Genomic DNA, 24,118 nt, shown 5'->3' with positions numbered 1-24,118 from the left:
AAGAAAAATATGTTAAAACAATCTCCTATTCAACGTAGAAAATCTACTCGTATTTATGTTGGCAATGTGCCCATCGGTGATGGAGCACCTATTGCTGTTCAATCAATGACGAATACAAGAACCACCGATATTGAAGCAACTGTTGCTCAAATCAAAGCATTGGAGCGTGTCGGTGCTGATATTGTACGTGTTTCCGTGCCAACAATGGACGCAGCAGAAGCATTTAAACTGATTAAACAACAGGTTAAAGTGCCGTTAGTTGCCGATATTCATTTTGATTACCGTATCGCATTAAAAGTTGCTGAATACGGCGTTGACTGTTTAAGAATCAATCCGGGTAATATCGGTAGAGAAGATCGTATCCGTGTTGTAGTCGATTGTGCCAGAGATAAAAATATTCCAATTCGGATCGGTGTTAATGCTGGTTCATTAGAAAAGGATCTGCAAGAAAAATATGGTGAACCAACACCACAAGCTTTATTAGAGTCAGCATTGCGACACGTTGATATTCTTGATCGATTGAATTTCGATCAGTTTAAAGTCAGTGTTAAAGCCTCTGATGTTTTCTTAGCAGTAGATGCTTATCGATTATTGGCTAAACAAATTAAACAGCCACTTCATCTCGGCATTACCGAAGCAGGTGGCGCCCGCTCCGGTTCTGTGAAAAGTGCTATTGGACTAGGTATGTTGCTTGCTGAAGGTATAGGTGATACCTTACGTGTTTCCTTAGCAGCCGATCCGGTAGAAGAGATCAAGGTCGGTTTCGATATTTTAAAATCATTGCGTATCCGTTCTCGTGGCATTAATTTTATCGCTTGCCCAACCTGCTCTCGTCAGGAGTTTGATGTTATCGCAACCGTTAATGCTTTAGAACAACGTTTAGAAGATATTATTACACCAATGGATGTTTCCATTATCGGTTGTGTGGTAAACGGTCCGGGAGAGGCTTTGGTTTCCGATCTTGGTGTCGCCGGTGGCAATAAAAAAAGTGGTTTTTATATCGCCGGACAACGTCAAAAAGAGCGTTTTGATAATGATCATCTTATCGATCAGCTCGAAACTCAGATTCGTGCACGAATAAGTGCGTTAGATCCAAATAATCAAATTAAAGTAGAACAAGTTTAATCATAAAAATAGGAATTTAATGTGGCAAAAACTATTCAAGCTATTCGAGGAATGAACGACTATCTGCCTAGCGATACACCGTTATGGCAATGGGTAGAAAATAAAATCAAGCAGCGTTTAAGCAGTTACGGTTACTCAGAAATCCGGATGCCGATTGTTGAATCAACTCCGCTTTTTGCTCGTGCTATCGGCGAAGTAACTGATGTTGTTGAAAAAGAGATGTTCACGTTTAATGATCGTGATGATGAAAGTTTAACATTGCGTCCGGAAGGAACTGCCGGTTGTGTACGTGCCGGAATCGAACACGGTTTGCTTTATAATCAAGAACAGCGTTTATGGTATATTGGGCCTATGTTCCGTTACGAACGTCCGCAAAAAGGTCGTTATCGCCAATTTCATCAATGCGGGGTTGAAGTTTTCGGTATCGCAAATCCATTAATTGATGCAGAATTAATTATTATGACTGCAAAATTATGGCAAGATTTAGGTATTGCCGATCACGTACAATTGCAACTTAACTCTATCGGTTCATTAGAAGCGCGTAAAAACTATCGTGATGCACTGGTTAATTATTTGCAAAATTATGTAGAACAGTTAGATGAAGACAGTAAACGTCGCTTAACCACTAATCCGTTACGAATTCTAGATAGTAAAGATGAGCGCGTACAGCTGATTTTAAATGATGCACCAAAATTGCACGATTATTTAGATGAAGACTCTCGCCAACATTTTGCAACACTTTGTTCAATTTTAGAACAATATGGTATTCGCTATGAGATTAATCAGAAATTAGTACGTGGTTTAGATTACTACAATAAGACCGTCTTTGAATGGGTAACCACTGCGTTAGGTGCACAAGGTACTGTTTGCGGTGGCGGACGCTATGATGGTTTAGTAGAACAACTTGGTGGCCACGCTACACCAGCAGTCGGTTTTGCTATGGGCTTGGAACGTTTAGTGTTGCTGATTCAGGAAGTTGTTAAAAATCCACCGATTAACCCTAATGTTGATATTTATGTTATTCATCAAGGGGATAATACAACTCTACCTGCGCTGCAATTAGCCTCTCAACTGCGTTCAGCATTGCCACAAATTAAAGTAATGTTGCATTGCAGTGGAGGTAACTTTAAAAAACAATTTAAACGTGCAGACAAGCTCGGCGCAAAATTTGCATTAATTCTCGGTGAAGATGAAGTAGCACGACAACAGGTTGTGATTAAAGATCTATTAAGTGGAGAACAGCAAATTACATTAGCAAATACCGATGCTATCGGCTATTTAACCCCATTTTACACATCTCGCTAAGGAGGCAACATAATGGCTTATACAACCAGTGATGAACAACTGCAAATTGAAGAAATCAAACAGTGGTGGAAGGAGAACGGCAAAGTCATTATTGCCGCTATTATTTTAGCTATTATCGGTGTATTCGGGTGGCGTTATTGGCAAGGCTATCAGCAAGAGAAAATCCATCAATCTTCTGCGGAATTTTCTCAAATAATGAAGGCTACCGAACAATCTGATACTGGGAAGGCAAATGCCCAATTAACTCAATTTGTTGAAGCCAACCCAAGCAGCACTTACTCCGCCTTTTTATTATTAGAACAGGCAAAAAAACAGATTAACGTCAATCAATGGCAACAAGCTGCCGATACGCTACAAAAAGCACTTAACAATGCAAAGGATAGCGCATTGATTTCATTAATCGCACTGCGTTTAGCAAGTGTACAAACACAGTTGAAACAGTTTGAACCGGCATTGGCAACATTAGACAAAGTAACGGATCAAGCGTGGCAAGGAAGAAAAGCGATGCTTTCAGGTGAAATTTATAATGCAATGGGTAATAAAGAGGAAGCGAAAAAATCGTTTGAAGCGGCATTAACCACTGCCAACCCACTTGAAGCACAATGGTTACAAATCCAAATCAATAATTTGTAATATCCCTTTCCCCCGACACACTATCGGGGGGATTTTTATATCTGAAAAATCACATATTATCAAAATAAAAAAATTGCTAATAACATTACAACGCTATTATCAGTAATACCAGTAACCATTCTATCGAATATAACAGGTTAAATTTGCTGTAAACACAAATAGTGCATTTATTTCGCTACACACTCTTGTAATAAGACCTTATCTTGGGAAGCCGTTTTACCTAATTGCAACCAAGAATTAACTTTGCTCTGCTGCCAATTTTGAGTATTCAACGCTTCAACACTTAACATATAATATTGATTAGCAAAAACAAAATTATCACCTTGGCTTAGCTGTTTATCCCATTTTAATAATTCCATTTTACCTTGCCAAAAAACGTTTACCTGATCTTGTTGATAACTGATTTTAAGATCTTTACCGTTATCACAACGATAAACTATATCATTGATTCCTTTGATATTTTTCTGTTCTACATTAATAATCTTCAGTTTCACATTATAAACACGTTTCACATTCGGCTGTTTACGAGCATCATTACGAGTTTGATATACAGTCAATGTATATTTACCTGAATACGGCAACACTTGATAAATAGCTGATAAATTAGCTGTCGCTTTAGCGTGGTTAATAAGTGAAAATTGAATTTGTCGGTCATTATCGATTGTTTCTAAAGTAAGAAGCTGGCCTTGTTTTGCATAAAAGCTATAGCGATCTACATCATAGCCTTTAATTGTACCTTTTAATTCGGCGAAATTTTCCCCTTTAGCAAACTGTACGGAAAAATCATTAGTATTTACGGCAGCACCATCATTACTGTTATTAGTAGATTGTGCCGCATTTACACTGCAAGCCTGTGCCAAACCAAGCACGAATAGCACTGTTACTAATTTTAATTTCATATTTGAACTCCCTTTATTTAAAAATTAATAAAAAAGGATAGTGTTTTTTAAATCACTATCCTTCTAAACCTAAAATAAACGAAATCTGTTTATTAAAGTGCTGATTTTGCTTTTTCAACTAAAGCTGCGAAAGCTACTTTATCGAATACTGCGATATCAGCAAGAATTTTACGATCGATTTCCACAGAAGCTTTTTTCAAACCATTAATAAAACGGCTGTATGATAAACCGTTTTGACGAGCTGCCGCATTGATACGAGCAATCCATAATTGACGGAATTGACGTTTACGTTGACGGCGGTCACGGTAAGCATATTGACCAGCTTTAATTACTGCTTGGAAAGCAACACGATATACACGAGAACGTGCACCATAATAACCTTTAGCTGCCTTAAGAATTTTCTTATGACGAGCTCTTGCAATTACACCACGTTTTACACGGGCCATAGGAATCTCCTTTGTCTATTTGTACTTAAAAAATAACGAAACGTTCGCTAACCTGTGGGTTATGCGTATGGTAAACAAGCTACGACTAAAACTTGGTCTGCTTTCGCAACCATTGATTTATGACGTAAATGGCGTTTACGTTTAGTTGATTTCTTAGTCAAAATATGACGAAGATGAGATTGTTTACGTTTAAAACCGCCAGTTCCAGTTTTTTTGAAACGTTTAGCAGCACCACGTACTGTTTTAATTTTAGGCATTGTTTAATAACTCCGCATTGTTTACGATTAATCACTAATAATCAGGCGAATAAAAAGCAAAGACGCAAAACACCTTTACTTCTCACTACTTGAACTGCACTGACTATTTCTTTTTCGGGGCAAGCACCATCACCATTTGACGACCTTCAATCTTAGATGGTTCAGATTCAACTACAGCTAATTCTGCCAAATCTGCTTTGATACGATCCAACATTTCGATGCCAATCTGCTGATGTGCCAATTCACGACCACGAAAACGTAGTGTGATTTTAGTTTTATCCCCATCTTCCAAAAAGCGAATCAGGCTGCGTAGTTTTACCTGATAATCGCCTTCGTCAGTTCCAGGACGGAACTTAACTTCTTTTACCTGAACAACTTTCTGTTTCTTTTTCTGCTCTTTTGCAGTTTTGCTCTTTTCATAAAGGAATTTACCGTAATTCATAATACGGCAAACCGGAGGTTCAGCATTAGGACTGATTTCGACAAGATCCAAATCGGCCTGCTCAGCCAACTCTAATGCCTGTTGGATAGATACAATCCCCGCTTGCTCACCATCTTGGTCGATCAAACGGACTTCCTTCACACGAATTTCTTCATTAATACGATTCGGACGATTAGCTGCTGGTGCTTTTTTTATGGTTTTAATAATCTTATTCCTCTATTAAGTTAACTTATCCATCTGCAAAATACAGAAACTTAGGTTGTTCATCAATTTATTGACAAAAAACGGTGCTGATTCTATAAAATTTCCGCTGTAGTTGCAATAAGCAAGCTCAATTTTCTCACTTTCGTTTATAAGCCTAGAGCATAACGCAAAGCCTGACGCTTAATAAAACCAGCTCGCTCAGAAACCAATAATGCAATATTACGTGCTACCTTAACCGGCAGTAATGGAGAACGAAATGTTTTATAAAAAACATCCATTGTTGATTGCATTAACAGATTATCTTTATAACGTTGCTGTTGATAGCGTTGCAAAAAGTTATCTTTCGTTAAACCGACATCCTGTTTTAGTACCCACTCAACATTTTCCAATAATGCTTTCACATCCTTAAAACCAAGATTTACTCCCTGTCCAGCTAAAGGATGAATACTGTGTGCTGCATCACCAACCAGAACTACACCATTTTTATAATACGTTTGTGCATGACGGCGAGTTAAGCCGAATGCTCCCCACTTTTTAACAGTAATTTTACCTAATCTTTCAGGAAAATATTGCTCAACTTCTGCTGTTAATTTTTCTGCTGATAATTTTTTCAAAAAATCAATCCTTTCAGGCATATCATACCAAACCAAACAGACCTGTTTACCCAATAATGGCAATAAAGCACGAGGACCACTTGGATAGAATTGTTGCCACGTCATTGACTGTTGTTCGTCTTCCGTATCCGCTAAAATTAACATACAATCCTGTTGATAACGCCAACCTGTAACGCCAATACCAGCAATTGTTCGCCATTGAGAGGTTGCTCCATCAGCAGCGATAATATATGGACTACAAATCCGTTCTCCATTGTCTAAAATAAGATGCCATATATTCTGCTGATACTGTTGTACACTGACCTCACAATTCGCGGCAAAATCAACATTCGGTAATTGTTGGAACTGTTGCCACAATCCCTCTTGAATCAAGAGATTTTCGACCATAAAACCAAGTTGCGGTAAATCAACCTCTTTGGCACTAAACGTGGTAGAAAAACCTTCTATCTCCCAAGTACTTAATTCGCTATAAGGGCAAACTCGACGATCTGCGATATATTGCCACGCATTTAAATTCTCCAATAATTTAACTGATCCTTGACTGATAGCGGAAATACGTAAATCATATTCACAATCAGTGGAAAAATGAGGTAAAGGTAAACGTTCTAGCACGAATATTTTCAATCCTAATCTAGCTAGTCCAGCAGCACAAGCAGCACCGACCATTCCTCCGCCAATAATAATAAAATCATAATGTTTTGCCTGTTCACACATTTTTGTACCCTTTTCTTCTTTTTTCCCTTATTTTACTCACAAAAGCTGAAGTTGCCTAAAAGAAAATCATTAACATACCCCAATGAAGTGCTAGAGATTATGCAGATAAATCGGTAGAATAGCCGCCAACTTTTACGCCGCTATATTCAGATAGCACTATTTTATCGCGGATAAGTCAGTATCACACTTATCCAATTTAAATCATCCATTAACTTTCAATTGAAATAGAATGACACAAAAACTACACATTAAAACTTGGGGCTGCCAAATGAATGAGTATGACTCAGCCAAAATGGCAGACTTATTAAACAATACTCACGGTTTAGAGTTGACAGAAAATGCGGAAGAAGCAGATATTTTGTTATTAAATACCTGTTCAATCCGTGAAAAGGCACAAGAAAAAGTATTCCACCAATTAGGACGTTGGAAAGATTTGAAAAAACAAAATCCTAATCTGATTATCGGTGTTGGCGGTTGTGTCGCCTCACAGGAAGGTGAACATATTCGTGATCGTGCCCCTTATGTTGATATTATTTTCGGCCCACAAACTTTGCATCGCCTACCGGAAATGGTTAATCAAATTCGTGGAGGTAAAAGCTCTGTGGTCGATGTCAGTTTCCCAGAAATTGAAAAATTTGATCGCTTACCAGAGCCTAGAGCCGAAGGTCCAACAGCATTTGTTTCCATTATGGAAGGTTGTAATAAATATTGTTCATTCTGCGTTGTACCTTATACACGTGGCGAAGAAGTAAGCCGCCCTGTCGATGATGTGTTATTTGAAATTGCACAATTGGCAGAACAGGGGGTTCGAGAAGTCAATTTGTTAGGTCAAAATGTAAATGCTTACCGAGGTCCGACCCACGATGGTGAGATTTGCTCATTTGCCGAATTATTACGTTTAGTTGCTGCAATTGATGGTATTGATCGTTTACGTTTTACTACGTCTCATCCGATAGAATTTACTGATGATATTATTGATGTCTATCGCGATACTCCGGAACTAGTTAGCTTCCTACATTTACCAGTGCAAAGCGGTTCCGACCGTGTTTTATCTATGATGAAACGTAATCACACCGCATTGGAATATAAAGCGATTATCCGTAAACTACGTGAAGCTCGTCCTGATATTCAAATCAGTTCCGATTTTATTGTTGGCTTCCCTGGAGAAACCGCACAAGATTTTGAACAAACCATGAATTTAATTGCGCAAGTCAATTTTGATATGAGTTTCAGTTTTATCTACTCTGCCCGTCCCGGCACCCCGGCAGCAGATATGCCGGATGATGTTAGCGAAGAGGAAAAAAAACAACGTTTATATCTGTTACAAGAACGCATTAATCAACAAGCATCACAATTCAGCCGCCGTATGTTAGGCACTGAACAACGTATTTTGGTGGAAGGTCCGTCCAAAAAAGACATTATGGAGTTAACAGGTCGTACCGAAAATAATCGTATTGTTAATTTTGTCGGCTCACCAGATATGATTGGCAAATTCGTTGATGTAAAAATCACTGATGTTTATACCAATTCTTTACGTGGTGAAGTAGTACGCACTGAAAATGATATGGATCTTCGAGTACAACACTCTCCACAAGCAGTAATACAACGTACACGCAAAGAGGATGAACTCGGTGTTGGACATTATCAAGCCAATTAATCGTTTTTTGGTAAGGAATAATAACGAATTTTTCACAGATTCGCTGTTTTATTAAAAACACCGAAACGATTAAAACTCTGCTATTCACAGCGGTAGGATGTATTTTTCGGAAGAGTAATAGCCCTTCCAAATCAAGACAATTCATAGTTCAATGCTTTATCTGTTGTTCTGTGAATTGAAACATGCTATTTTTAGGCACTGTTTTGCCAAAACCGGCATAAAACACTCAACTTTTATTTTGTTATTAAGGAAAAAACAATATGGGTATTATCTCTACAGCATACGCAGCCGATGCTGCTGCACAACAGGGTGGCGGCTTGCAAATGATCTTTTTATTAGTCATTTTTGGTCTTATTTTCTATTTTATGATTTTCCGTCCGCAATCTAAACGTAATAAACAACATCGTGAATTGATGTCTTCGCTAGCAAAAGGTGAAGAAGTGTTAACCAGTGGCGGTTTATTAGGAAAAATCACTAAAGTATCAGCTGAGAGCGACTATATTGTTATCGCCCTTAACGACACTAACGAAGTTACTATCAAAAAAGATTTTATTGTAGCCGTTCTGCCGAAAGGTTCTATCAAATCACTTTAATTTACCTTTTAGACAAGGTTAGAATACTCGCCGTTAAAGCGTAGTTTAGGTTACCGGGGCAATCAACAACCGTTTGATTGCCCTGTGTGTTAAACAATTTACAAAGGTTTTTATTGTGTTAAATCGTTTCCCTTTATGGAAGAATCTGATGGTGATATTCGTTGTCGTCATTGGTATCTTATATGCACTTCCAAATCTTTACGGTGAAGACCCAGCCGTTCAAATTTCAGGAACTCGCGGTCAACTTGCTACCGAACAAACTTTATCCGATGTTCGTCAGGTTCTTGAACAAAATCAACTTCCTATTAAATCTATCGCCTTAGAAAATGGCTCTATTTTGGCAAAATTTACCAGTACTGATGAACAGCTTCTCGCTAAAGATAAAATTTTAGAAAAACTAGGCAACAACTATTCCGTTGCCTTAAATCTTGCTCCAGCAACCCCAGCTTGGCTGACCGATATCGGTGCTGGTCCAATGAAATTAGGATTAGATTTACGTGGTGGTGTACGTTTCTTAATGGAAGTCGACCTAAAATCAGTATTAGCTAAACAGCAGGAACAATTACAGGATTCTCTCCGTACTGAGTTGCGTAAGGAAAAATTTGTCTATAAAGCAATCCAATCCGGTGAAAATTACTCCACCGTTATCACACTTGCCGATAATATTTCACCAAGTGATGTGGTACGTATCTTAAAGCGTAAACACGCTAATTGGGACGTGGTCAGCGATGGGCAAAATGTTACATTAACCCTTTCAGAAAATGAACTAACTCGTTTAAGAAAGAGTGCTGTTGAACAAAATATCACTATTTTACGTAAACGTGTTAATGAACTTGGTGTTGCTGAACCAGTCGTACAGCAACAAGGTGCAGATCGTATCGTAGTTGAATTACCGGGTGTACAGGATACAGCTCGTGCTAAAGAAATTTTAGGTGCAACTGCAACGTTAGAATTCCGTATGGTCAATCAAACAGCTAACCTTGCAGCTGCTGAAAACGGAATGGTGCCATCTGACTCTGAATTACAACACGACCGTAACGGTACGCCAGTCGTCGTTTATCGTAAAACTATTTTGGGTGGTGAGCATATTACTGATGCAAACTCCGGCAACGATGAATATGGCCGTCCGCAAGTTAATATCTCTTTAGATAGCGAAGGCGGAAATATAATGTCAGAAGCCACTAAAACCGCAATCGGCAAACCAATGGCAACTGTCTATAGCGAATATAAAGATAGCGGTAAAAAGGACGAAAACGGTAAGGCTATTTTGACTAAACACGAAGAAGTTATTAATGTTGCTACCATTCAATCTCGTTTAGGCAATACTTTCCGCATTACAGGTATTAACTCCCCTGCTGAAGCGCAAAACCTTTCTGTGTTATTACGTTCAGGTGCATTAATTGCCCCAATTCAAATTGTTGAAGAGCGGACTATCGGTCCTTCTCTTGGAGCACAAAATATCGAACAGGGTATGAAAGCAAGCTTTTGGGGATTACTCATTGTTATACTCTTTATGGCCCTTTATTATCGTAAATTCGGTTTGATCGCCAATTTGGCATTGCTTGCTAACATCGTTATTCTTGTCGGTTTAATGTCATTAATACCGGGAGCAACTTTGTCTATGCCTGGTATTGCAGGGATTGTGCTTTCAGTCGGGATGTCTGTTGATGCCAACGTGTTGATTTTTGAGCGTATTAAAGAAGAGTTGCGTAACGGTCGCTCAGTACAACAGGCAATTAATGAAGGCTACAACGGTGCATTCTCCAGTATCTTCGATGCCAACTTGACTACTATTTTGACTGCTGTGATTCTTTATGCAGCAGGTAGTGGGCCAGTAAAAGGCTTTGCGATTACATTATCTCTTGGTGTTGCTATTTCGATGTTTACTGCTATTACCGGTACTCGTGCGGTGGTGAATTTCCTCTATGGTGGAAAACGAATTAGTAAATTATCGATCTAGGAGAAGAGTTACTTATGAAAAATACTATAGATAACCAAATTGAAGCTCTTAATGATATTAAGCTACCATATAAGCTAATCCATTTTATGCGCTATCGTATGGTAGGCTATGCCCTATCAATTATTGTGGTAGCAATTTCATTATTTTTTATTATTACTAAAGGTTTTAACTGGGGCTTAGATTTCACCGGTGGGACAGTGATTGATACTTCATTCTCACAACCTGCCGATTTGCCGAAGATCCGTTCTATTTTAGCTCAGAACGGCTTGGATAATGCTGTTGTACAAGCATCAGGTGGGGTGCGTGATGTGATGGTTCGTGTGCCTGCATCCGTAAATGATCCAAATATCGGTACGCATATCAAAACTATTTTGAGTAACAATATTGATAAAGAAGTGTCAATTCGCAGTATTGAGTTCGTTGGTCCAAATGTCGGTGAAGAACTAACCACTTCCGCAATTTACGCCACCTTAATCACTTTAGCAATGTTATTGTTATATGTCGGTTTGCGTTTTGAATGGCGTTTAGCTTTAGGTGCGATTCTCTCTTTAGCACACGATGTAATCGTTACTTTAGGTTTCTTCGCAATGTTACAAGTTGAGATAGATTTAACCTTTGTCGCAGCAATTCTTTCTGTTATTGGTTATTCCTTGAACGATAGTATCGTAGTATTTGACCGTGTACGAGAAAATTTCCGTAAAATTCGCCGTGCCTCTACTGTAGAAATTATAGATATTTCACTTAGTCAAACCTTATCAAGAACATTGATGACATCCATCACCACATTAATTGTAGTGATCTCCTTATTGTTATTCGGTGGTCCAACTATTCACAGTTTCTCTTTAGCGTTATTAATTGGTATAGGTTTCGGTACTTATTCTTCAATTTATATTGCAGTTGCGCTTGCTTTAAACTTTGGCTTGAAACGTGAGCATATGTTACCACCTAAAGTGGAAAAAGAAGGAGCTGATCAAGAATCACTCTTACCATAATAAAAATTTCTTAACTTAATCTTTTACATCAGCCGTTTATTTTACGGCTGATGTTTTATTGAATATCCGCTATAATAACGCCATTCAAGTTGATAAAGGCTTTCTTAAAATGCGTCAAAAGAAGATAATGAAATCACTCGATGCTATCGATATGAAAATTCTTAATGAATTGCAGCATAACGGTAAAATTTCCAATATCGAACTTTCAAAACGGGTCGGTTTATCACCAACTCCTTGTCTAGAGCGAGTAAAACGATTAGAAAAACAAAATGTGATTATGGGTTATCGCGCTTTGCTCAACCCTGAATTATTGGATTCTCCTTTGTTAGTTATTGTAGAAATTACTTTGGTTCGCGGTAAACCGGATGTTTTTGAAGAGTTTAATCGAGCGGTGCAAGAGCTAGAAGAAATCCAAGAGTGTCATTTAGTTTCTGGTGATTTTGATTATTTACTGAAAACGCGTGTTGCAGATATGGCTGCATACCGAAAACTATTAGGTACGACTCTGTTGCGTTTACCGGGTGTAAACGATACTCGTACTTATGTTGTGATGGAAGAAGTAAAACAAACCAATTATTTATTGCTTAAATGAATTTATCCCTTTAGCTTAACAGCTAAGGGGATTTTTCCTTTCTTATTTTCTATTTCTTAAATAAGACTTTGGTGTTTATCACAGCCATTTTAATAAATTAGAGTAAAAAAAGAGGGATACTTCTTAGTTATCCCTCTATTCACATTTATTTAACCGTAAACAAAACAATATCAGGAAAAATAATCAATAATGCCAGTAATACAATTTGTAGAGCAATAAATGGTAATACAGATTTAAAAATATCAACAAGCTCAATGCCTTTCGGGGCGACGCTATGCAAATAAAATGCTGCTGGTCCAAATGGTGGGGATAAAAAAGAAACTTGCATATTTACACAGAATAATACGCCGAACCAAATAGGGTCATATCCAAGATTTTGTACAATAGGAACGAAAATAGGCATTGTCAACATTGCAATTCCAATCCAATCAAGGAAAAGACCTAATATAAATAGTATTATCATCATAATCAGTATAATACCAATAGGCGGTAATCCCGAACTTACAAGCATAGACTCTACAAAACGATTTCCTCCTACTAAATTATAAATACCAACCAAAATATAAGCACCAATACCTATCCACATTATCATTCCACAAGTCTGCATCGTGGTATAAGAAGCCTCCTTCATAACTTTAAAATTAAGCTCTTTTCTATATAAAGAAACTGCCATAACCGCAATCACACCAACAGCTGCCGCTTCAGTAACAGAAGCTATTCCACCATAAATACTTCCTAGCACAATTAATGCAATCATTGCTGGTAATGCAATATTAATACGAGCCCTTTTTCTCTCTTCTTTTGAAATAGGAGCGTTACGTTCTTCTTCAGGAATAGCCGGTAATAATTTAGGATTTATACGCCCTCTAATCACAATATAAGAAATATACATAAAAGCTAACAAAAATGCAGGGATAAAACTTGCTGTAAATAGATCTCCAATCGAAACTGATGCAACTAAACCATAAATAATTAATACAATACTTGGTGGAACCATCGTTCCCAAAGCACCTGAAGAGACAACAGTACCAATTGCTAATTTCTTATCATATCCAAGTCTTAACATCTGGGGTAAAGCCAACAGTCCTAATAATACGGTTTCACCTCCAATAATTCCTGACATAGTCGCTAAAAAAACACCAATAAGAACAGTTTGTAGGGCAACTCCTGTTCTAAATTTTCTGGTAGTAAGCCACATTGCATTATAAAGATCCTTAGCTATTCCAGTTTTATCTAATAAGGAAGCCATTAACACAAACATAGGCACTGCAAGCAGAGAATAACTCGTCATAAAGCCATAAACACGATTAACCACCATTGGCAATACATCTGGAGAGAACCATCCCACAGCAAGAAGAGTTGCAATCAATCCCGTTAGAAATGCTAATGGTACTCCTGTTACTAATAGAAAACACATTGCTAAAAATAAAATTAATGTAACAAGATCAATACCTAAGCTACTAAGACCAAACATAATAAATCTCCTTATCTATATCTATCAGTTAAACGTTGTTTTAACTTCCAAACAACCTGAATAAAAAACAGACAAAATAGAGCGAAAATAGCAACCTTTAATAGCCCAGGGATAGGTGGATTCCAAGCTGATCCTGATCGTTCTAACGTGACTTCACCATTTGGAGATAGTGCTGCACTACGAGCAACAAAATAACTAGAATAAGCCAATAACCCTAAAAAAATTAACGTTATAATACTGCTAAATATTTCTAATCGATTTCTCCACTTATCAGAAACGTAATTAAGTAGAATGGGAACTCGGATATGTTTATTTCTTCCATAAGAAAATAACCCAGCATACACCATTAAAAATCCTGCTAATGCAATACTAGTTTCATGAACCCAATCGGTTGGAGAATTAAATACATATCTGGAAATAATTTCATAAAATGAAATAACAACAATAATTAAATATCCCCACGATAACTTATGACCAATTGATTCAATGACTTTATCAAAAAACGTCAGTTTTTCCTCTATTTGAGGCTGCTTTATCTTATCCATACTCACCTCCTATTTAATAGAAATATAGCCAAGCTATTAACAATAATAAATCTTTATAGCTTGGCCTAATTCTGACTTATTGAATCATTCCTTTATCTTTTAAATATTTCATAACTACATCATAATATTTCTTAGACATAGGTGATTTATCTGCCCATTCAGGCCATAATTTAGTTGCAGTTTCTCGAACTTTAGAGACTTCTTCCGGTGACCACGAAATAATAGTAATATCCGCTTTTTTATTTTTAATAGCTTCTTCATCCAATTTTTGATGCATAGCTAAAAAACCTTCCGCGTATTGTTTACTTGCTTTTGCCAATATATCTTTTAAATCTGGTGGCAAACCATCATAAATTTTTTTATTCAATGTAACCTGATTAACCGGCATTGAATGCCAACCTGGATAAATAGGATATTTAGCAATATCATTCATTCCATTAGCCTGATTACGTGCAAAAATAGAATAATCTGATGCATCAATCACACCTTTCTCTAAAGAAGTATAAACTTCAGATCCTGGCAAATTTACAGGTGCTGCTCCTAAATTTTTGAATAAAGCCTGCACTAACCCTTCCGGAGCTCGAACTTTTACCCCCTGTAATTCTTTAATATTATGAATAGGTTTCTTAGAAACTAACGACTCACCACCTACTGTACTTATTGCTAATAGTTGTACCCCATATTTATTTAGTAATTCATTAGCTACATTAAACCCACCACCGTTATACATAAAATCAATTAAATCTTTTGGATTACTCCAAGCACCAATTAGATTACCGTATAGAGCAAAAGCAGGATCTTTTCCTGAAAAATAAGATGGATCAGTAAAATCACCTTGTAAGATATTCATACCAATAGAGTCTAATGTTTGGTTGTGTTCAACAACTGATCCAGCTCCCAAAACATTAATATGTATACGACCATTAGATAATTGTTCCACATCCTTTGCCCACTGCTGTTGATATTTAAAAGCATCATCTCCAGGTTGATCAGACGATTGAAAGTTCCAATCATATTCCGCAGAAAATACAGTTGCAGAAAACGCTAATAAAGAACAAGCTAATACACTTTTGAGTAGTTTCATTTTGATGTTCCTCTTATATAGATTAATTAATCGTGTTTTCTTACCATTCGGCAAAAGAACCATCTTTATTCCGCCAGATAGGGTTATGCCAATGAACATCTTTACCATTTTGAAGTTTCATAAAAGATTCATTTATCTCAATACCTAATCCAGCTTCTGTTAATATTTCACAGTAACCATCTTTAAAGTCATAGACCTCCTTATTTTTCATATAATCTAAAACATCATTTTCTTGGTTATAATGAATACCAATACTCTGTTCTTGAATAATTGCATTTAAACAGACTGTATCAATATGTAGTGAAGACGCTAATGCAATAGGCCCTAGTGGGCAATGAGGGGCTATCGCTACATCATAAGCTTCTGCCATAGTTGCAATCTTCCTTAATTCAGAAATTCCTCCACAATGGGAGACATCAGGTTGTAAAATATCAACACCACCTCTTTGTAACAAATGTTTGAATTCCCATCGAGAAAACATTCTTTCTCCGGTTGCTATTGGAATAGCCCCATATCTAGCAATTTCATGTATTACATCAAAATGTTCTGCTAACACAGGCTCTTCGACAAACATTGGATTAAATACAGCCAATTCTTTTAATAAGATTTTTGCCATTGCTTTATGTACTCGCCCATGAAAATCTATACCTATTCCAAAATCTTTACCGACAACATCTCTAATAGCCTGTACTCGTGCTAATACTGAATCTACTTTTGAATAATCATCAATAAAATTAAGCTCCTCAGTACCATTCATCTTAATAGCTGTAAATCCTGCTTCTTGACGCTCTTTTGCCATTCTTGCAACATCGTCTGGTCTATCTCCACCAATCCAAGAATAAACTCTTATACGATCTCGACATTTACCCCCCAATAATTGATAAACAGGCGTATTTAAAGCTTTACCCTTAATATCCCATAAAGCTTGATCGATGCCGGCTAATGCACTCATCATAATCGGTCCACCTCGATAAAAAGAAGATCGATAAAGCACATTCCAATGATCTTCAATATCTCTTGGATCTTTTCCGATTAAATATTCCATTAATTCATCGACACAGGTATGAACCGTATGAGTTCGCCCTTCTAAACAAGGCTCTCCCCAACCCACAATTCCTTCATCTGTAATAATTTTTAAAAATCCCCATCTTGGCGGAACAATAAAAGTTTCATAACCAATAATTTTCATTTTCTACTCCAAATTAAATTTGCAACTCACTCCAAACTTGTTTAAATTTTTTGGCATTTTCTATAAATTCATCTAACGGCATTCCTGCACGATAAAGTGCATTACCTAACCCAAAACCTTTAGCACCGAGTGTTATATAACTTTGCATTTGTTCTTTATCCGCCTTAATTCCTCCAACTGGAAAACAACTAACATTTTTAGGTAAAACACTTAACATCGCTTGAAACCCTTTTGTACCAACCAATTCAGCTGGAAAAATTTTGAGCATTGTTGCGCCTGAATTAATAGCTAAAAATGCCTCAGTAGGCGTCATAATGCCAACAAAAATACTACATCCAGAAGCCTTAGCTAATTTAATGACTTCAGGATCTACATTAGGCGTTACTATCAACTTTACACCTATCTCTAATACTTGATTTAATAAAGAAACATTTGTTACCGTTCCTGCACCAATACAACACTGATCTGAAAATTTCTGTTGTAATAACTTAATCGTTTTTAACGCATTTGGACTATTCAAAGGTACTTCAATAAAGTAATAACCAAGCTCAATTAGATGAGATACATATTTTTCTGCCTCTTCCATTCTTATTCCTCTTAAAATAGCCACAAGAGGACATTTATCAGATAGATTGTTTATACTCATATTTATTCCTTAATCGCTTACCATAGATTCTATGCCTGCTAAAAAACAATGTTCGCCATCAACCACTTGATGCCGATAACCCAAGTATTTCAAAGCATTGGTATAACGTTTCACAATATTTTCACTACCGACAACATAATGATTTAAATCTTTCGGTAATAATCGAATTTCATTACCGATGATGATGCCAGATAAATAACTTCTTACTTGGTTCGATGATAATTGCTGATTTAGAAATAGTGTTCTGGTTGAAAAAAGTGCATTGGAAAGAGGTATTTCATTACCAATTTCTACCCCTTTAAGAAAAGCAGACTCATCATTATAAAAACTAGGCATTCCTTTAGTTAAGATACTGTACTGATCAAGTAATGAAAATAATTCTCCGGTCATTAACGTACAAAAATCCACTAATTTTCCAAATTGGATAGATGCATGCTTACTATGTGTGCCGGGTAAAATTACAGATAAATCGTCACCTTTTACCATTTTATATAAACCCAGTAATTGAGTTTCCTCTCCCCGCATTACATCAAAAACGCCATATTTATTTATCATAGCTATCCCAGGCACAATAAAAGCTGGAATACCATTAGATAAAGTAAACGAATATAACGATTTTTTAATATCTTCTAAATTTACCGGCCCATGTACATATGGAACTTCAACCCACCCATTTTTTGATCCCACCATTCCTGACATACCAACAAATAAGCTATTCAAGTCATACAAGAAAGAATACTGTTTAAAAAGATCTAGTATAACATCTTCAAACTTATCTCCCTCAATAAACTTCGCCCCTTTATTATTGTTTTCCAACATCTTATTATCTTTATTCATACTAAGATAATATGCTCTAAAATTTGTTGTTCCCCAATCAATCGCAATCATAACCCACCAAATAACATTATCTTGTATTACAAGATAATAATCAAAAAATAAACATTTTTCTGTGATAAAGATCCCATTTTTGATCAATAATTTTCTCTTTTTTTTCATTACAATTTTTGATGAAAAGGTATAATTAACTAACGTGGATTAACATTAAAGAATTGAGAGTGAAAACATATGTTGAAATCAGACCATATAATGAAGAATATAATTCTTAAAATATTCAATGGAGATTTTAAAGAGGGAGAGTTACTCCCAGGAGAAATTGAAATTGCAACTGAATTCAACGTTTCCCGCACATCTGTCAGAACAGCATTACAAACCATTGCTAATAAAGGAGTAATTTCAATCATTCCTAAAAAAGGAAGTATTATAAATAAAATAGAATACTGGAATTGGCTTGATCCGGAAATTTTGACATTTTTTTCATTAGAAGATATTAGCCCTGTTTTATTACAACATTTATTAATTACTCGATTAATTTTTGAACCTAATATCTGTGCTATCTCTGCACTTACTTCAACAGCAGAAGATCTAGTGAAGATTGAACAAGGATATCTATTTATGAAACAGAGTATCCAAGAAAATAATCGCGAACTTTTTATAAAAGGAGATAAAATTTTTCATTCTTCTATCGTCAATTCTTGTAGGAACCCCTTTCTATCCTCATTAGATGCAATGCTATCAACAGCAATGTCGATATCATACAATCAAACTTTAGAACAAAAATTAACAGATTCTTCCGCTGCTGTACAACTACATAGAGGATTATTTGAAGCAATTCGTAAAAGAGAGGCTCATACGGCACGAGAACTGGCTAAAGAATTAATTACTAACGCAATAACTAAGATCTTATCAGATAAAGAACTATTACATTTAATAAATAACTTACGTTAACGATACACTAATCTTGTTTGTCTAACCCACCTTGAGTTGCTATCATAGCAGCTCAATTTTAGTATTCGTATTTTGTTGAAAACAATGATTAATAAACTCAAAAATATCAAACTGAATCAGCTTCCTTTATCCCATTTTAAACAGGTAGAAATTAAGAAAGAGTATTTACGTTCCAACCTTTACCTTTTTAACCTTGGACTTATTTTATTAACGTTTTTTGGGTTATATTTACTAGTGGCTTGGGCATCTTACCATCCAATGGATAATGCTTGGACTATCGCTAGCAACCAGACAACAGTCTATAACAAAGCTGGCGCATTCGGTGCTTGGATTATTGATGTTTTATTCGCCTTATTTGGTCGAATTGCCAATATTTTGCCTTTTGTCTGCTTTTTAGTTCCTATTTTTCTATTACGCTATCATCCAATTACAGAAATGAAATGGCGTACTTTTTTCCTTCATTGCATCGGTTTTTTACTTTTTTTATGCAGCATTTCAACTTTAGCTGCCCTCTATTTACCCAATAGTAGCAATCATTTAGCAGGTGGGGTTATCGGAACCATCATTGTTCAATTTATTGCTAAAACAACCGGTACACTGTTACTTTCACTTATTGCGTTATTGACGACCGCTTTGGGCTTTGTGCTTTCTGCCGGTAACGATTTTCTTAAAGTATTACTACGTTTTTACCATTGGTTAATGGCAACGGATGAACAACAAAAAATCGAAGATACATCTGATACTGTCCAAACAGAAAAATCATTAGCAGATTATGAACAGATTGTTTTGCCAATTTCCCCTAATCATAGAGAAAAACAAGAAAATGGAGAAACTCCATCTCCTTATTTCCAACCTCAAGACGAAAAACAGTTGGTTAATCCAACTATTTTCGGCTTAACTCCTCAAGAAAATATACCAACAACAGAAGTTGAAACAGCAACTTCTTTTGAACAACAAGCGTGGCAAAATAGCTTAGAAACAGCACAAGCACAAGCACAAGCACAAGCACAAGCACAAGCACAAGCACAAGCACAAGCACAAGCACAAGCACAAGAAGATAGCATTGCCAATTTTGATTTTCCAATGATGGATATTGAAGAGCAACCGGAATTACCAAAAGTTTCTATTTCAATGCCATCACCAATGGAGTCTGCTACATTGAATAATGTAGCACCAACACCTGAAATAACTGCTGCTTCCACACCGAAACAGGAAACTTCATTGTCTCCAATGAATATTTCTCCAATTTCATCTATTCAAGACGAAGACGATTACGAGAATGATGACGAAGAACTTGCACATTTGCGTGAAGAATTTTTAGCACAACAAAAAATGAAAGAGCAACAATATGCCCCACCTAAAACAGAAACTGAATCTTCGACACCTGCAACACCGAATTACAAGCCTTATAACGACACTTTAATTCATCCTTTGCTTCAACCTGATCCAATTTCAACCATTAAACCGACAACCCCATTGCCAAGCTTAGACTTATTAAATCCGGGGCAACCATTAAAAACAGAAGTTACTCAAGCAGAAATTCAAGAAACATCTAGACGCATTGAACAGCAACTACGTAATTTTGGTGTAAAAGCTGCTGTGCGTAATGTAACTATCGGACCGGTCGTTACTCGTTATGAAATTGAATTACAACCGGGAACTAAAGCATCAAAAGTGACTAGTATAGATACCGACTTAGCGCGTGCATTAATGTTCCGTTCGATTCGTATTGCAGAAGTCATTCCTGGTAAACCTTATATCGGTATTGAAACTCCAAATATGCACCGCCAAAATGTATTACTGCGCGATGTGTTGAGTAGTGCTGAGTTCCAACAAGCAAAATCGCCTCTATCAATGGTGCTTGGTAAAGATATCAGTGGCAAAGCGGTCGTAGTAGATTTGGCGAAAATGCCACATTTATTGGTAGCAGGAGCAACCGGTTCAGGCAAATCCGTTGGTGTCAATGCAATGATTTTAAGTTTGTTATTCAAGGTTCAACCGGAAGAAGTGAAATTCATTATGATCGATCCAAAACAGGTTGAACTCTCTATGTACAACGATATTCCACATTTGCTTACCAATGTGGTTACTGATATGAATAAAGCCGCAAATGCATTGCGCTGGTGTGTTGATGAAATGGAACGCCGCTACCAATTACTTACTGCACTGCACGTTCGCAATATTGAAGGATTTAATCACAAAATTGATCAGGCTACTGAAATGCAATTACCAATCCCAAATCCAATCTGGAAACCAGGTGATACAATGGATGAAATGCCACCAGCACTGGAAAAACTGCCTTATATTGTAGTGATTGTTGATGAATTTGCCGATTTAATGATGATTGTCGGGAAACAAGTAGAAGAATTAATCGCTCGCTTGGCACAAAAAGCACGTGCTATTGGTATTCACTTGATTTTAGCAACACAACGTCCATCGGTAGATGTTATAACCGGTTTGATTAAAGCCAATATTCCAAGTCGTATCGCTTTTACTGTGGCAAGTAAAATTGATTCACGTACTATTTTAGATCAATCAGGTGCGGAAGCATTATTGGGAAAAGGAGATATGCTCTATTCCGGTCAAGGTGATTTAATTCGTGTTCACGGGGCTTATATGACTGATGATGAAGTGGCTCGTATTGCCAATGACTGGCGCGCCCGAGGCAAACCGAATTATTTAGATGAAATTGTGGAAAATAATGAAGAGGAACAAAATAACAACGGTGAAGGTGGCAATAATGAGCTTGATGAAAAATTTGATGAAGCAGTCAATGTAGTATTAAGCACAGGTAATACTTCCGCCTCATTTTTACAACGTCGTTTAGGTTTAGGTTTTCCTCGTGCCGCTCGAATTCTCGATCAAATGGAACAACAGGGCATTTTATCTTCGCTAGTTAACGGTAAACGTGAAATTCTAGCACCAAGAAATAATTATTAAGGAGACATCAATGAAAAAATTACTGACATTTTGTGCTTTATTCGGCTTAATTTGCAATTCTACTGTTTTTGCCAATGCAAAATCTGAATTGCAACAGCGTTTATCTAAAATTGATTCACTGAGCAGTCAGTTCCAACAACGAGTTTCCGATGCGGAAGGAAAAGTAGTACAACAAGGTGAAGGTACTTTACAAATTAAACATCCAAATTTATTTAAAATGGTCATTAGCTCTCCACAAGAGAGCGAAATGATTTCAGATGGCAAAACATTATGGTATTACGATCCTTTTGTTGAGCAAGCAACAGCCAATTGGGTAAGCGATGCGGTAAATAATACACCATTCGTTTTATTAACCAATGATGATCAACATCATTGGGCAAACTATCAGGTAGAGCAAAAACAGGATGTATTTACACTTACACCAATTGATCAAAAGAGCAATATCAAACAATTTACTATTCGTATTAATGCTAGCGGATTATTAAATAGCTTTAGTACTATCGAAAAAGATGGTCAAGCAAATTTATATATTTTACGCAATATTAATACCTCAGTTTTACCCGATTCAACATTTAAGTTCACCTTGCCGAAAGGTGTAGAATTGGATGATCAACGTAAAAAATAGTGATTGTTAAGGTGCTAAATGGAAACGCTTGATTTAAATTTTTCTGCTGATGATTTTCGCCCTTTAGCTGCAAGAATGCGTCCAACCTCATTAGATAATTATTTTGGTCAAACTCATCTAGTTGGTAAAGGAAAACCATTACGCAAAGCAATTGAAAGCGGAAATATTCACTCTATGATTTTCTGGGGGCCGCCTGGTACCGGTAAAACGACACTAGCTGAAATTATTGCCCATCGCTTAAATGCAAAAGTAGAATATCTTTCTGCCGTTACCAGTGGCGTGAAAGAAATCCGAGAAGCAATAGAGCGTGCTAAACAGAACCAATTTATCGGTCAGCAAACATTATTATTTGTTGATGAAGTTCACCGCTTTAATAAATCTCAGCAAGATGCCTTTTTACCTTATATTGAAGACGGCACTATTATCTTTATTGGAGCAACCACAGAAAACCCCTCTTTTGAATTAAATAGTGCATTACTTTCACGCGCTAGAGTTTATCTTTTAAAATCTCTTAATATTGATGAGATTACTGAAGTGTTGCAACGAGCTTTACAGGATAATCAGTTCGGTTATGGCAATCAAGTCATTACTCTTGAAGATGGTTTGTTAGAAATGCTGGCAGAATATGTAAATGGTGATGCTCGTTTGGCATTAAACTGCTTGGAGTTAATGGTTGATATGGCAGAGGAAACTCCCCAAAAAGGAAAAGTGCTAACAAAGCAATTATTAGTTGATACGTTAGGAGAAAGACAAGCACGTTTTGATAAACAAGGCGACCGTTATTATGACCTGATTTCAGCATTGCATAAATCTGTCCGTGGCTCTGCTCCTGATGCTGCACTTTACTGGTATGCTCGAATTATCACTGCCGGCGGTGATCCACTTTATGTTGCTCGCCGCTTATTAGCGATTGCTTCAGAAGATATCGGCAATGCTGATCCAAAAGCAATGGAGGTTGCATTGAATGCGTGGGATTGCTTCACACGTGTCGGTGCAGCGGAAGGTGAACGAGCCATCGCTCAAGCTATTGTTTATTTAGCCACAGCACCGAAAAGTAATGCAGTTTATCTTGCTTTCAAAAAGGCAAAGCAACTAGCAACACAATATCCTGATTTTGATGTGCCTTTACATTTGCGTAATGCACCAACAACTCTGATGAAAAATATGGGCATAGGTAAAAATTACCGTTATGCCCATGATGAGCCAAATGCTTATGCCGCTGATGAAAATTATTTTCCAGAGCCTCTAAAAGGAACACGTTTATATTTTCCAAATGAGCGTGGAATGGAGATCAAAATTAAACAAAAATTGGATTGGCTAGCTCAATTAGATGAAGAGGCAAAACATAAAAAATCATAGTATAACTAAATAGGGCTATTTTAGATTAGCCCTACATT

23 protein-coding genes are annotated in these 24,118 nt (G+C 36.8%); 12 read left to right on the top strand and 11 right to left on the bottom strand.

The window, feature by feature from the left end; all coding sequences use genetic code 11:
* The first annotated feature begins 9 nt into the window (after positions 1 to 9).
* From ispG to ACXPAV_RS01970, 3 genes are read left to right on the top strand one after another with little or no spacing between them, the layout of a single operon-like run.
* The gene (gene ispG / locus ACXPAV_RS01980) at positions 10 to 1,125 is read left to right on the top strand and encodes a flavodoxin-dependent (E)-4-hydroxy-3-methylbut-2-enyl-diphosphate synthase (RefSeq protein WP_458003847.1); all 1,116 of its coding nucleotides are present in this window, start codon (positions 10 to 12) and stop codon (positions 1,123 to 1,125) included.
* Between the two features lie 21 nt (positions 1,126 to 1,146).
* Entirely contained in the window at positions 1,147 to 2,430 is a 1,284-nt protein-coding gene (gene hisS / locus ACXPAV_RS01975) for a histidine--tRNA ligase (protein WP_458003846.1), read from the top strand.
* Positions 2,431 to 2,442: 12 nt separating this feature from the next.
* Positions 2,443 to 3,063, top strand: coding sequence for a YfgM family protein (locus ACXPAV_RS01970; protein WP_458003845.1), 621 nt, complete (start codon positions 2,443 to 2,445; stop codon positions 3,061 to 3,063).
* A 167-nt stretch (positions 3,064 to 3,230) separates the two neighbouring features.
* Here the strand turns inward: ACXPAV_RS01970 and ACXPAV_RS01965 are convergent, their stop codons facing one another.
* The 5 genes from ACXPAV_RS01965 to ACXPAV_RS01945 all read right to left on the bottom strand — a co-directional run bounded on the left by ACXPAV_RS01965 (position 3,231) and on the right by ACXPAV_RS01945 (position 6,639).
* Complete coding sequence (locus ACXPAV_RS01965; protein ID WP_458003844.1) at positions 3,231 to 3,962, bottom strand: ACP-like domain-containing protein; 732 nt, start codon at positions 3,960 to 3,962, stop codon at positions 3,231 to 3,233.
* A 92-nt stretch (positions 3,963 to 4,054) separates the two neighbouring features.
* Complete coding sequence (rplT, locus tag ACXPAV_RS01960; RefSeq protein ID WP_013745267.1) at positions 4,055 to 4,408, bottom strand: 50S ribosomal protein L20; 354 nt, start codon at positions 4,406 to 4,408, stop codon at positions 4,055 to 4,057.
* A 59-nt stretch (positions 4,409 to 4,467) separates the two neighbouring features.
* Entirely contained in the window at positions 4,468 to 4,665 is a 198-nt protein-coding gene (rpmI, locus tag ACXPAV_RS01955; RefSeq protein WP_013745268.1) for a 50S ribosomal protein L35, read from the bottom strand.
* Positions 4,666 to 4,768: 103 nt separating this feature from the next.
* Positions 4,769 to 5,302 (bottom strand): translation initiation factor IF-3, encoded by a 534-nt coding sequence (gene infC / locus ACXPAV_RS01950; protein WP_458004380.1) that lies wholly within the window; start codon positions 5,300 to 5,302, stop codon positions 4,769 to 4,771.
* A gap of 155 nt (positions 5,303 to 5,457) precedes the next feature.
* On the bottom strand, positions 5,458 to 6,639 hold the full coding sequence (locus ACXPAV_RS01945) for an FAD-dependent monooxygenase (protein ID WP_458003843.1): 1,182 nt from the start codon (positions 6,637 to 6,639) through the stop codon (positions 5,458 to 5,460).
* 229 nt (positions 6,640 to 6,868) lie between these two features.
* On the opposite strand from ACXPAV_RS01945, the gene miaB reads away from it, so the two are divergent.
* The 5 genes from miaB (at position 6,869) to lrp (ending at position 12,433) form a co-directional block, all read left to right on the top strand.
* Positions 6,869 to 8,296 carry a tRNA (N6-isopentenyl adenosine(37)-C2)-methylthiotransferase MiaB gene (gene miaB, locus ACXPAV_RS01940; RefSeq protein ID WP_039173613.1) on the top strand — a complete coding sequence of 476 codons (1,428 nt, stop codon included), beginning with the start codon at positions 6,869 to 6,871 and terminating at the stop codon, positions 8,294 to 8,296.
* Between the two features lie 260 nt (positions 8,297 to 8,556).
* Positions 8,557 to 8,889 carry a preprotein translocase subunit YajC gene (gene yajC, locus ACXPAV_RS01935; protein ID WP_013745272.1) on the top strand — a complete coding sequence of 111 codons (333 nt, stop codon included), beginning with the start codon at positions 8,557 to 8,559 and terminating at the stop codon, positions 8,887 to 8,889.
* Positions 8,890 to 9,004: 115 nt separating this feature from the next.
* On the top strand, positions 9,005 to 10,849 hold the full coding sequence (gene secD / locus ACXPAV_RS01930; protein WP_458003842.1) for a protein translocase subunit SecD: 1,845 nt from the start codon (positions 9,005 to 9,007) through the stop codon (positions 10,847 to 10,849).
* Between the two features lie 14 nt (positions 10,850 to 10,863).
* On the top strand, positions 10,864 to 11,841 hold the full coding sequence (gene secF, locus ACXPAV_RS01925) for a protein translocase subunit SecF (RefSeq protein ID WP_039173615.1): 978 nt from the start codon (positions 10,864 to 10,866) through the stop codon (positions 11,839 to 11,841).
* A 109-nt stretch (positions 11,842 to 11,950) separates the two neighbouring features.
* Positions 11,951 to 12,433, top strand: coding sequence for a leucine-responsive transcriptional regulator Lrp (gene lrp, locus ACXPAV_RS01920; protein WP_039173617.1), 483 nt, complete (start codon positions 11,951 to 11,953; stop codon positions 12,431 to 12,433).
* 145 nt (positions 12,434 to 12,578) lie between these two features.
* On the opposite strand, the gene ACXPAV_RS01915 is transcribed toward lrp, so the two are convergent.
* From ACXPAV_RS01915 to ACXPAV_RS01890, 6 genes are all read right to left on the bottom strand, one after another.
* Positions 12,579 to 13,907, bottom strand: a complete 1,329-nt coding sequence (locus ACXPAV_RS01915; protein WP_039173619.1) for a TRAP transporter large permease — start codon at positions 13,905 to 13,907, stop codon at positions 12,579 to 12,581.
* An 11-nt stretch (positions 13,908 to 13,918) separates the two neighbouring features.
* Positions 13,919 to 14,452, bottom strand: a complete 534-nt coding sequence (locus ACXPAV_RS01910) for a TRAP transporter small permease subunit (RefSeq protein WP_052119467.1) — start codon at positions 14,450 to 14,452, stop codon at positions 13,919 to 13,921.
* Positions 14,453 to 14,528: 76 nt separating this feature from the next.
* Positions 14,529 to 15,536 (bottom strand): TRAP transporter substrate-binding protein, encoded by a 1,008-nt coding sequence (locus tag ACXPAV_RS01905; protein ID WP_039173620.1) that lies wholly within the window; start codon positions 15,534 to 15,536, stop codon positions 14,529 to 14,531.
* Between the two features lie 40 nt (positions 15,537 to 15,576).
* A complete protein-coding gene (gene dgoD / locus ACXPAV_RS01900) occupies positions 15,577 to 16,725 on the bottom strand; it encodes a galactonate dehydratase (protein WP_458003841.1) in 1,149 nt (382 codons plus the stop codon).
* A gap of 13 nt (positions 16,726 to 16,738) precedes the next feature.
* Positions 16,739 to 17,371, bottom strand: coding sequence for a 2-dehydro-3-deoxy-6-phosphogalactonate aldolase (locus ACXPAV_RS01895; RefSeq protein ID WP_458003840.1), 633 nt, complete (start codon positions 17,369 to 17,371; stop codon positions 16,739 to 16,741).
* 9 nt (positions 17,372 to 17,380) lie between these two features.
* A complete protein-coding gene (locus tag ACXPAV_RS01890; RefSeq protein WP_458003839.1) occupies positions 17,381 to 18,367 on the bottom strand; it encodes a 2-dehydro-3-deoxygalactonokinase in 987 nt (328 codons plus the stop codon).
* A gap of 69 nt (positions 18,368 to 18,436) precedes the next feature.
* On the opposite strand from ACXPAV_RS01890, the gene ACXPAV_RS01885 reads away from it, so the two are divergent.
* The 4 genes from ACXPAV_RS01885 (at position 18,437) to ACXPAV_RS01870 (ending at position 24,080) form a co-directional block, all read left to right on the top strand.
* Positions 18,437 to 19,156 (top strand): FadR/GntR family transcriptional regulator, encoded by a 720-nt coding sequence (locus ACXPAV_RS01885; protein WP_458003838.1) that lies wholly within the window; start codon positions 18,437 to 18,439, stop codon positions 19,154 to 19,156.
* Between the two features lie 84 nt (positions 19,157 to 19,240).
* Positions 19,241 to 22,096 carry a DNA translocase FtsK gene (locus ACXPAV_RS01880; protein ID WP_458003837.1) on the top strand — a complete coding sequence of 952 codons (2,856 nt, stop codon included), beginning with the start codon at positions 19,241 to 19,243 and terminating at the stop codon, positions 22,094 to 22,096.
* A gap of 10 nt (positions 22,097 to 22,106) precedes the next feature.
* On the top strand, positions 22,107 to 22,721 hold the full coding sequence (gene lolA, locus ACXPAV_RS01875; RefSeq protein WP_458003836.1) for an outer membrane lipoprotein chaperone LolA: 615 nt from the start codon (positions 22,107 to 22,109) through the stop codon (positions 22,719 to 22,721).
* 18 nt (positions 22,722 to 22,739) lie between these two features.
* Entirely contained in the window at positions 22,740 to 24,080 is a 1,341-nt protein-coding gene (locus tag ACXPAV_RS01870) for a replication-associated recombination protein A (protein ID WP_458003835.1), read from the top strand.
* Positions 24,081 to 24,118: the final 38 nt, after the last annotated feature.

Source organism: Gallibacterium sp. ZY190522, from assembly GCF_054166015.1.
This window is presented reverse-complemented; position numbering and strand designations above follow the sequence as displayed.

Bases quoted from the DNA above. Each gene is read 5' to 3' on its own strand.
- ACXPAV_RS01945 (WP_458003843.1), bottom strand. From the start codon at position 6,639: ATGTGTGAACAGGCAAAACATTATGATTTTATTATTATTGGCGGAGGA.
- ACXPAV_RS01915 (WP_039173619.1), bottom strand. From the start codon at position 13,907: ATGTTTGGTCTTAGTAGCTTAGGTATTGATCTTGTTACATTAATTTTA.
- rplT (WP_013745267.1), bottom strand. From the start codon at position 4,408: ATGGCCCGTGTAAAACGTGGTGTAATTGCAAGAGCTCGTCATAAGAAA.
- ACXPAV_RS01895 (WP_458003840.1), bottom strand. From the start codon at position 17,371: ATGAGTATAAACAATCTATCTGATAAATGTCCTCTTGTGGCTATTTTA.
- miaB (WP_039173613.1), top strand. From the start codon at position 6,869: ATGACACAAAAACTACACATTAAAACTTGGGGCTGCCAAATGAATGAG.
- lrp (WP_039173617.1), top strand. From the start codon at position 11,951: ATGCGTCAAAAGAAGATAATGAAATCACTCGATGCTATCGATATGAAA.
- ACXPAV_RS01885 (WP_458003838.1), top strand. From the start codon at position 18,437: ATGTTGAAATCAGACCATATAATGAAGAATATAATTCTTAAAATATTC.
- ACXPAV_RS01970 (WP_458003845.1), top strand. From the start codon at position 2,443: ATGGCTTATACAACCAGTGATGAACAACTGCAAATTGAAGAAATCAAA.
- ACXPAV_RS01905 (WP_039173620.1), bottom strand. From the start codon at position 15,536: ATGAAACTACTCAAAAGTGTATTAGCTTGTTCTTTATTAGCGTTTTCT.
- ACXPAV_RS01890 (WP_458003839.1), bottom strand. From the start codon at position 18,367: ATGAAAAAAAAGAGAAAATTATTGATCAAAAATGGGATCTTTATCACA.
- yajC (WP_013745272.1), top strand. From the start codon at position 8,557: ATGGGTATTATCTCTACAGCATACGCAGCCGATGCTGCTGCACAACAG.
- ACXPAV_RS01870 (WP_458003835.1), top strand. From the start codon at position 22,740: ATGGAAACGCTTGATTTAAATTTTTCTGCTGATGATTTTCGCCCTTTA.
- secF (WP_039173615.1), top strand. From the start codon at position 10,864: ATGAAAAATACTATAGATAACCAAATTGAAGCTCTTAATGATATTAAG.
- ACXPAV_RS01880 (WP_458003837.1), top strand. From the start codon at position 19,241: ATGATTAATAAACTCAAAAATATCAAACTGAATCAGCTTCCTTTATCC.
- dgoD (WP_458003841.1), bottom strand. From the start codon at position 16,725: ATGAAAATTATTGGTTATGAAACTTTTATTGTTCCGCCAAGATGGGGA.
- rpmI (WP_013745268.1), bottom strand. From the start codon at position 4,665: ATGCCTAAAATTAAAACAGTACGTGGTGCTGCTAAACGTTTCAAAAAA.
- ispG (WP_458003847.1), top strand. From the start codon at position 10: ATGTTAAAACAATCTCCTATTCAACGTAGAAAATCTACTCGTATTTAT.
- ACXPAV_RS01965 (WP_458003844.1), bottom strand. From the start codon at position 3,962: ATGAAATTAAAATTAGTAACAGTGCTATTCGTGCTTGGTTTGGCACAG.
- ACXPAV_RS01910 (WP_052119467.1), bottom strand. From the start codon at position 14,452: ATGGATAAGATAAAGCAGCCTCAAATAGAGGAAAAACTGACGTTTTTT.
- lolA (WP_458003836.1), top strand. From the start codon at position 22,107: ATGAAAAAATTACTGACATTTTGTGCTTTATTCGGCTTAATTTGCAAT.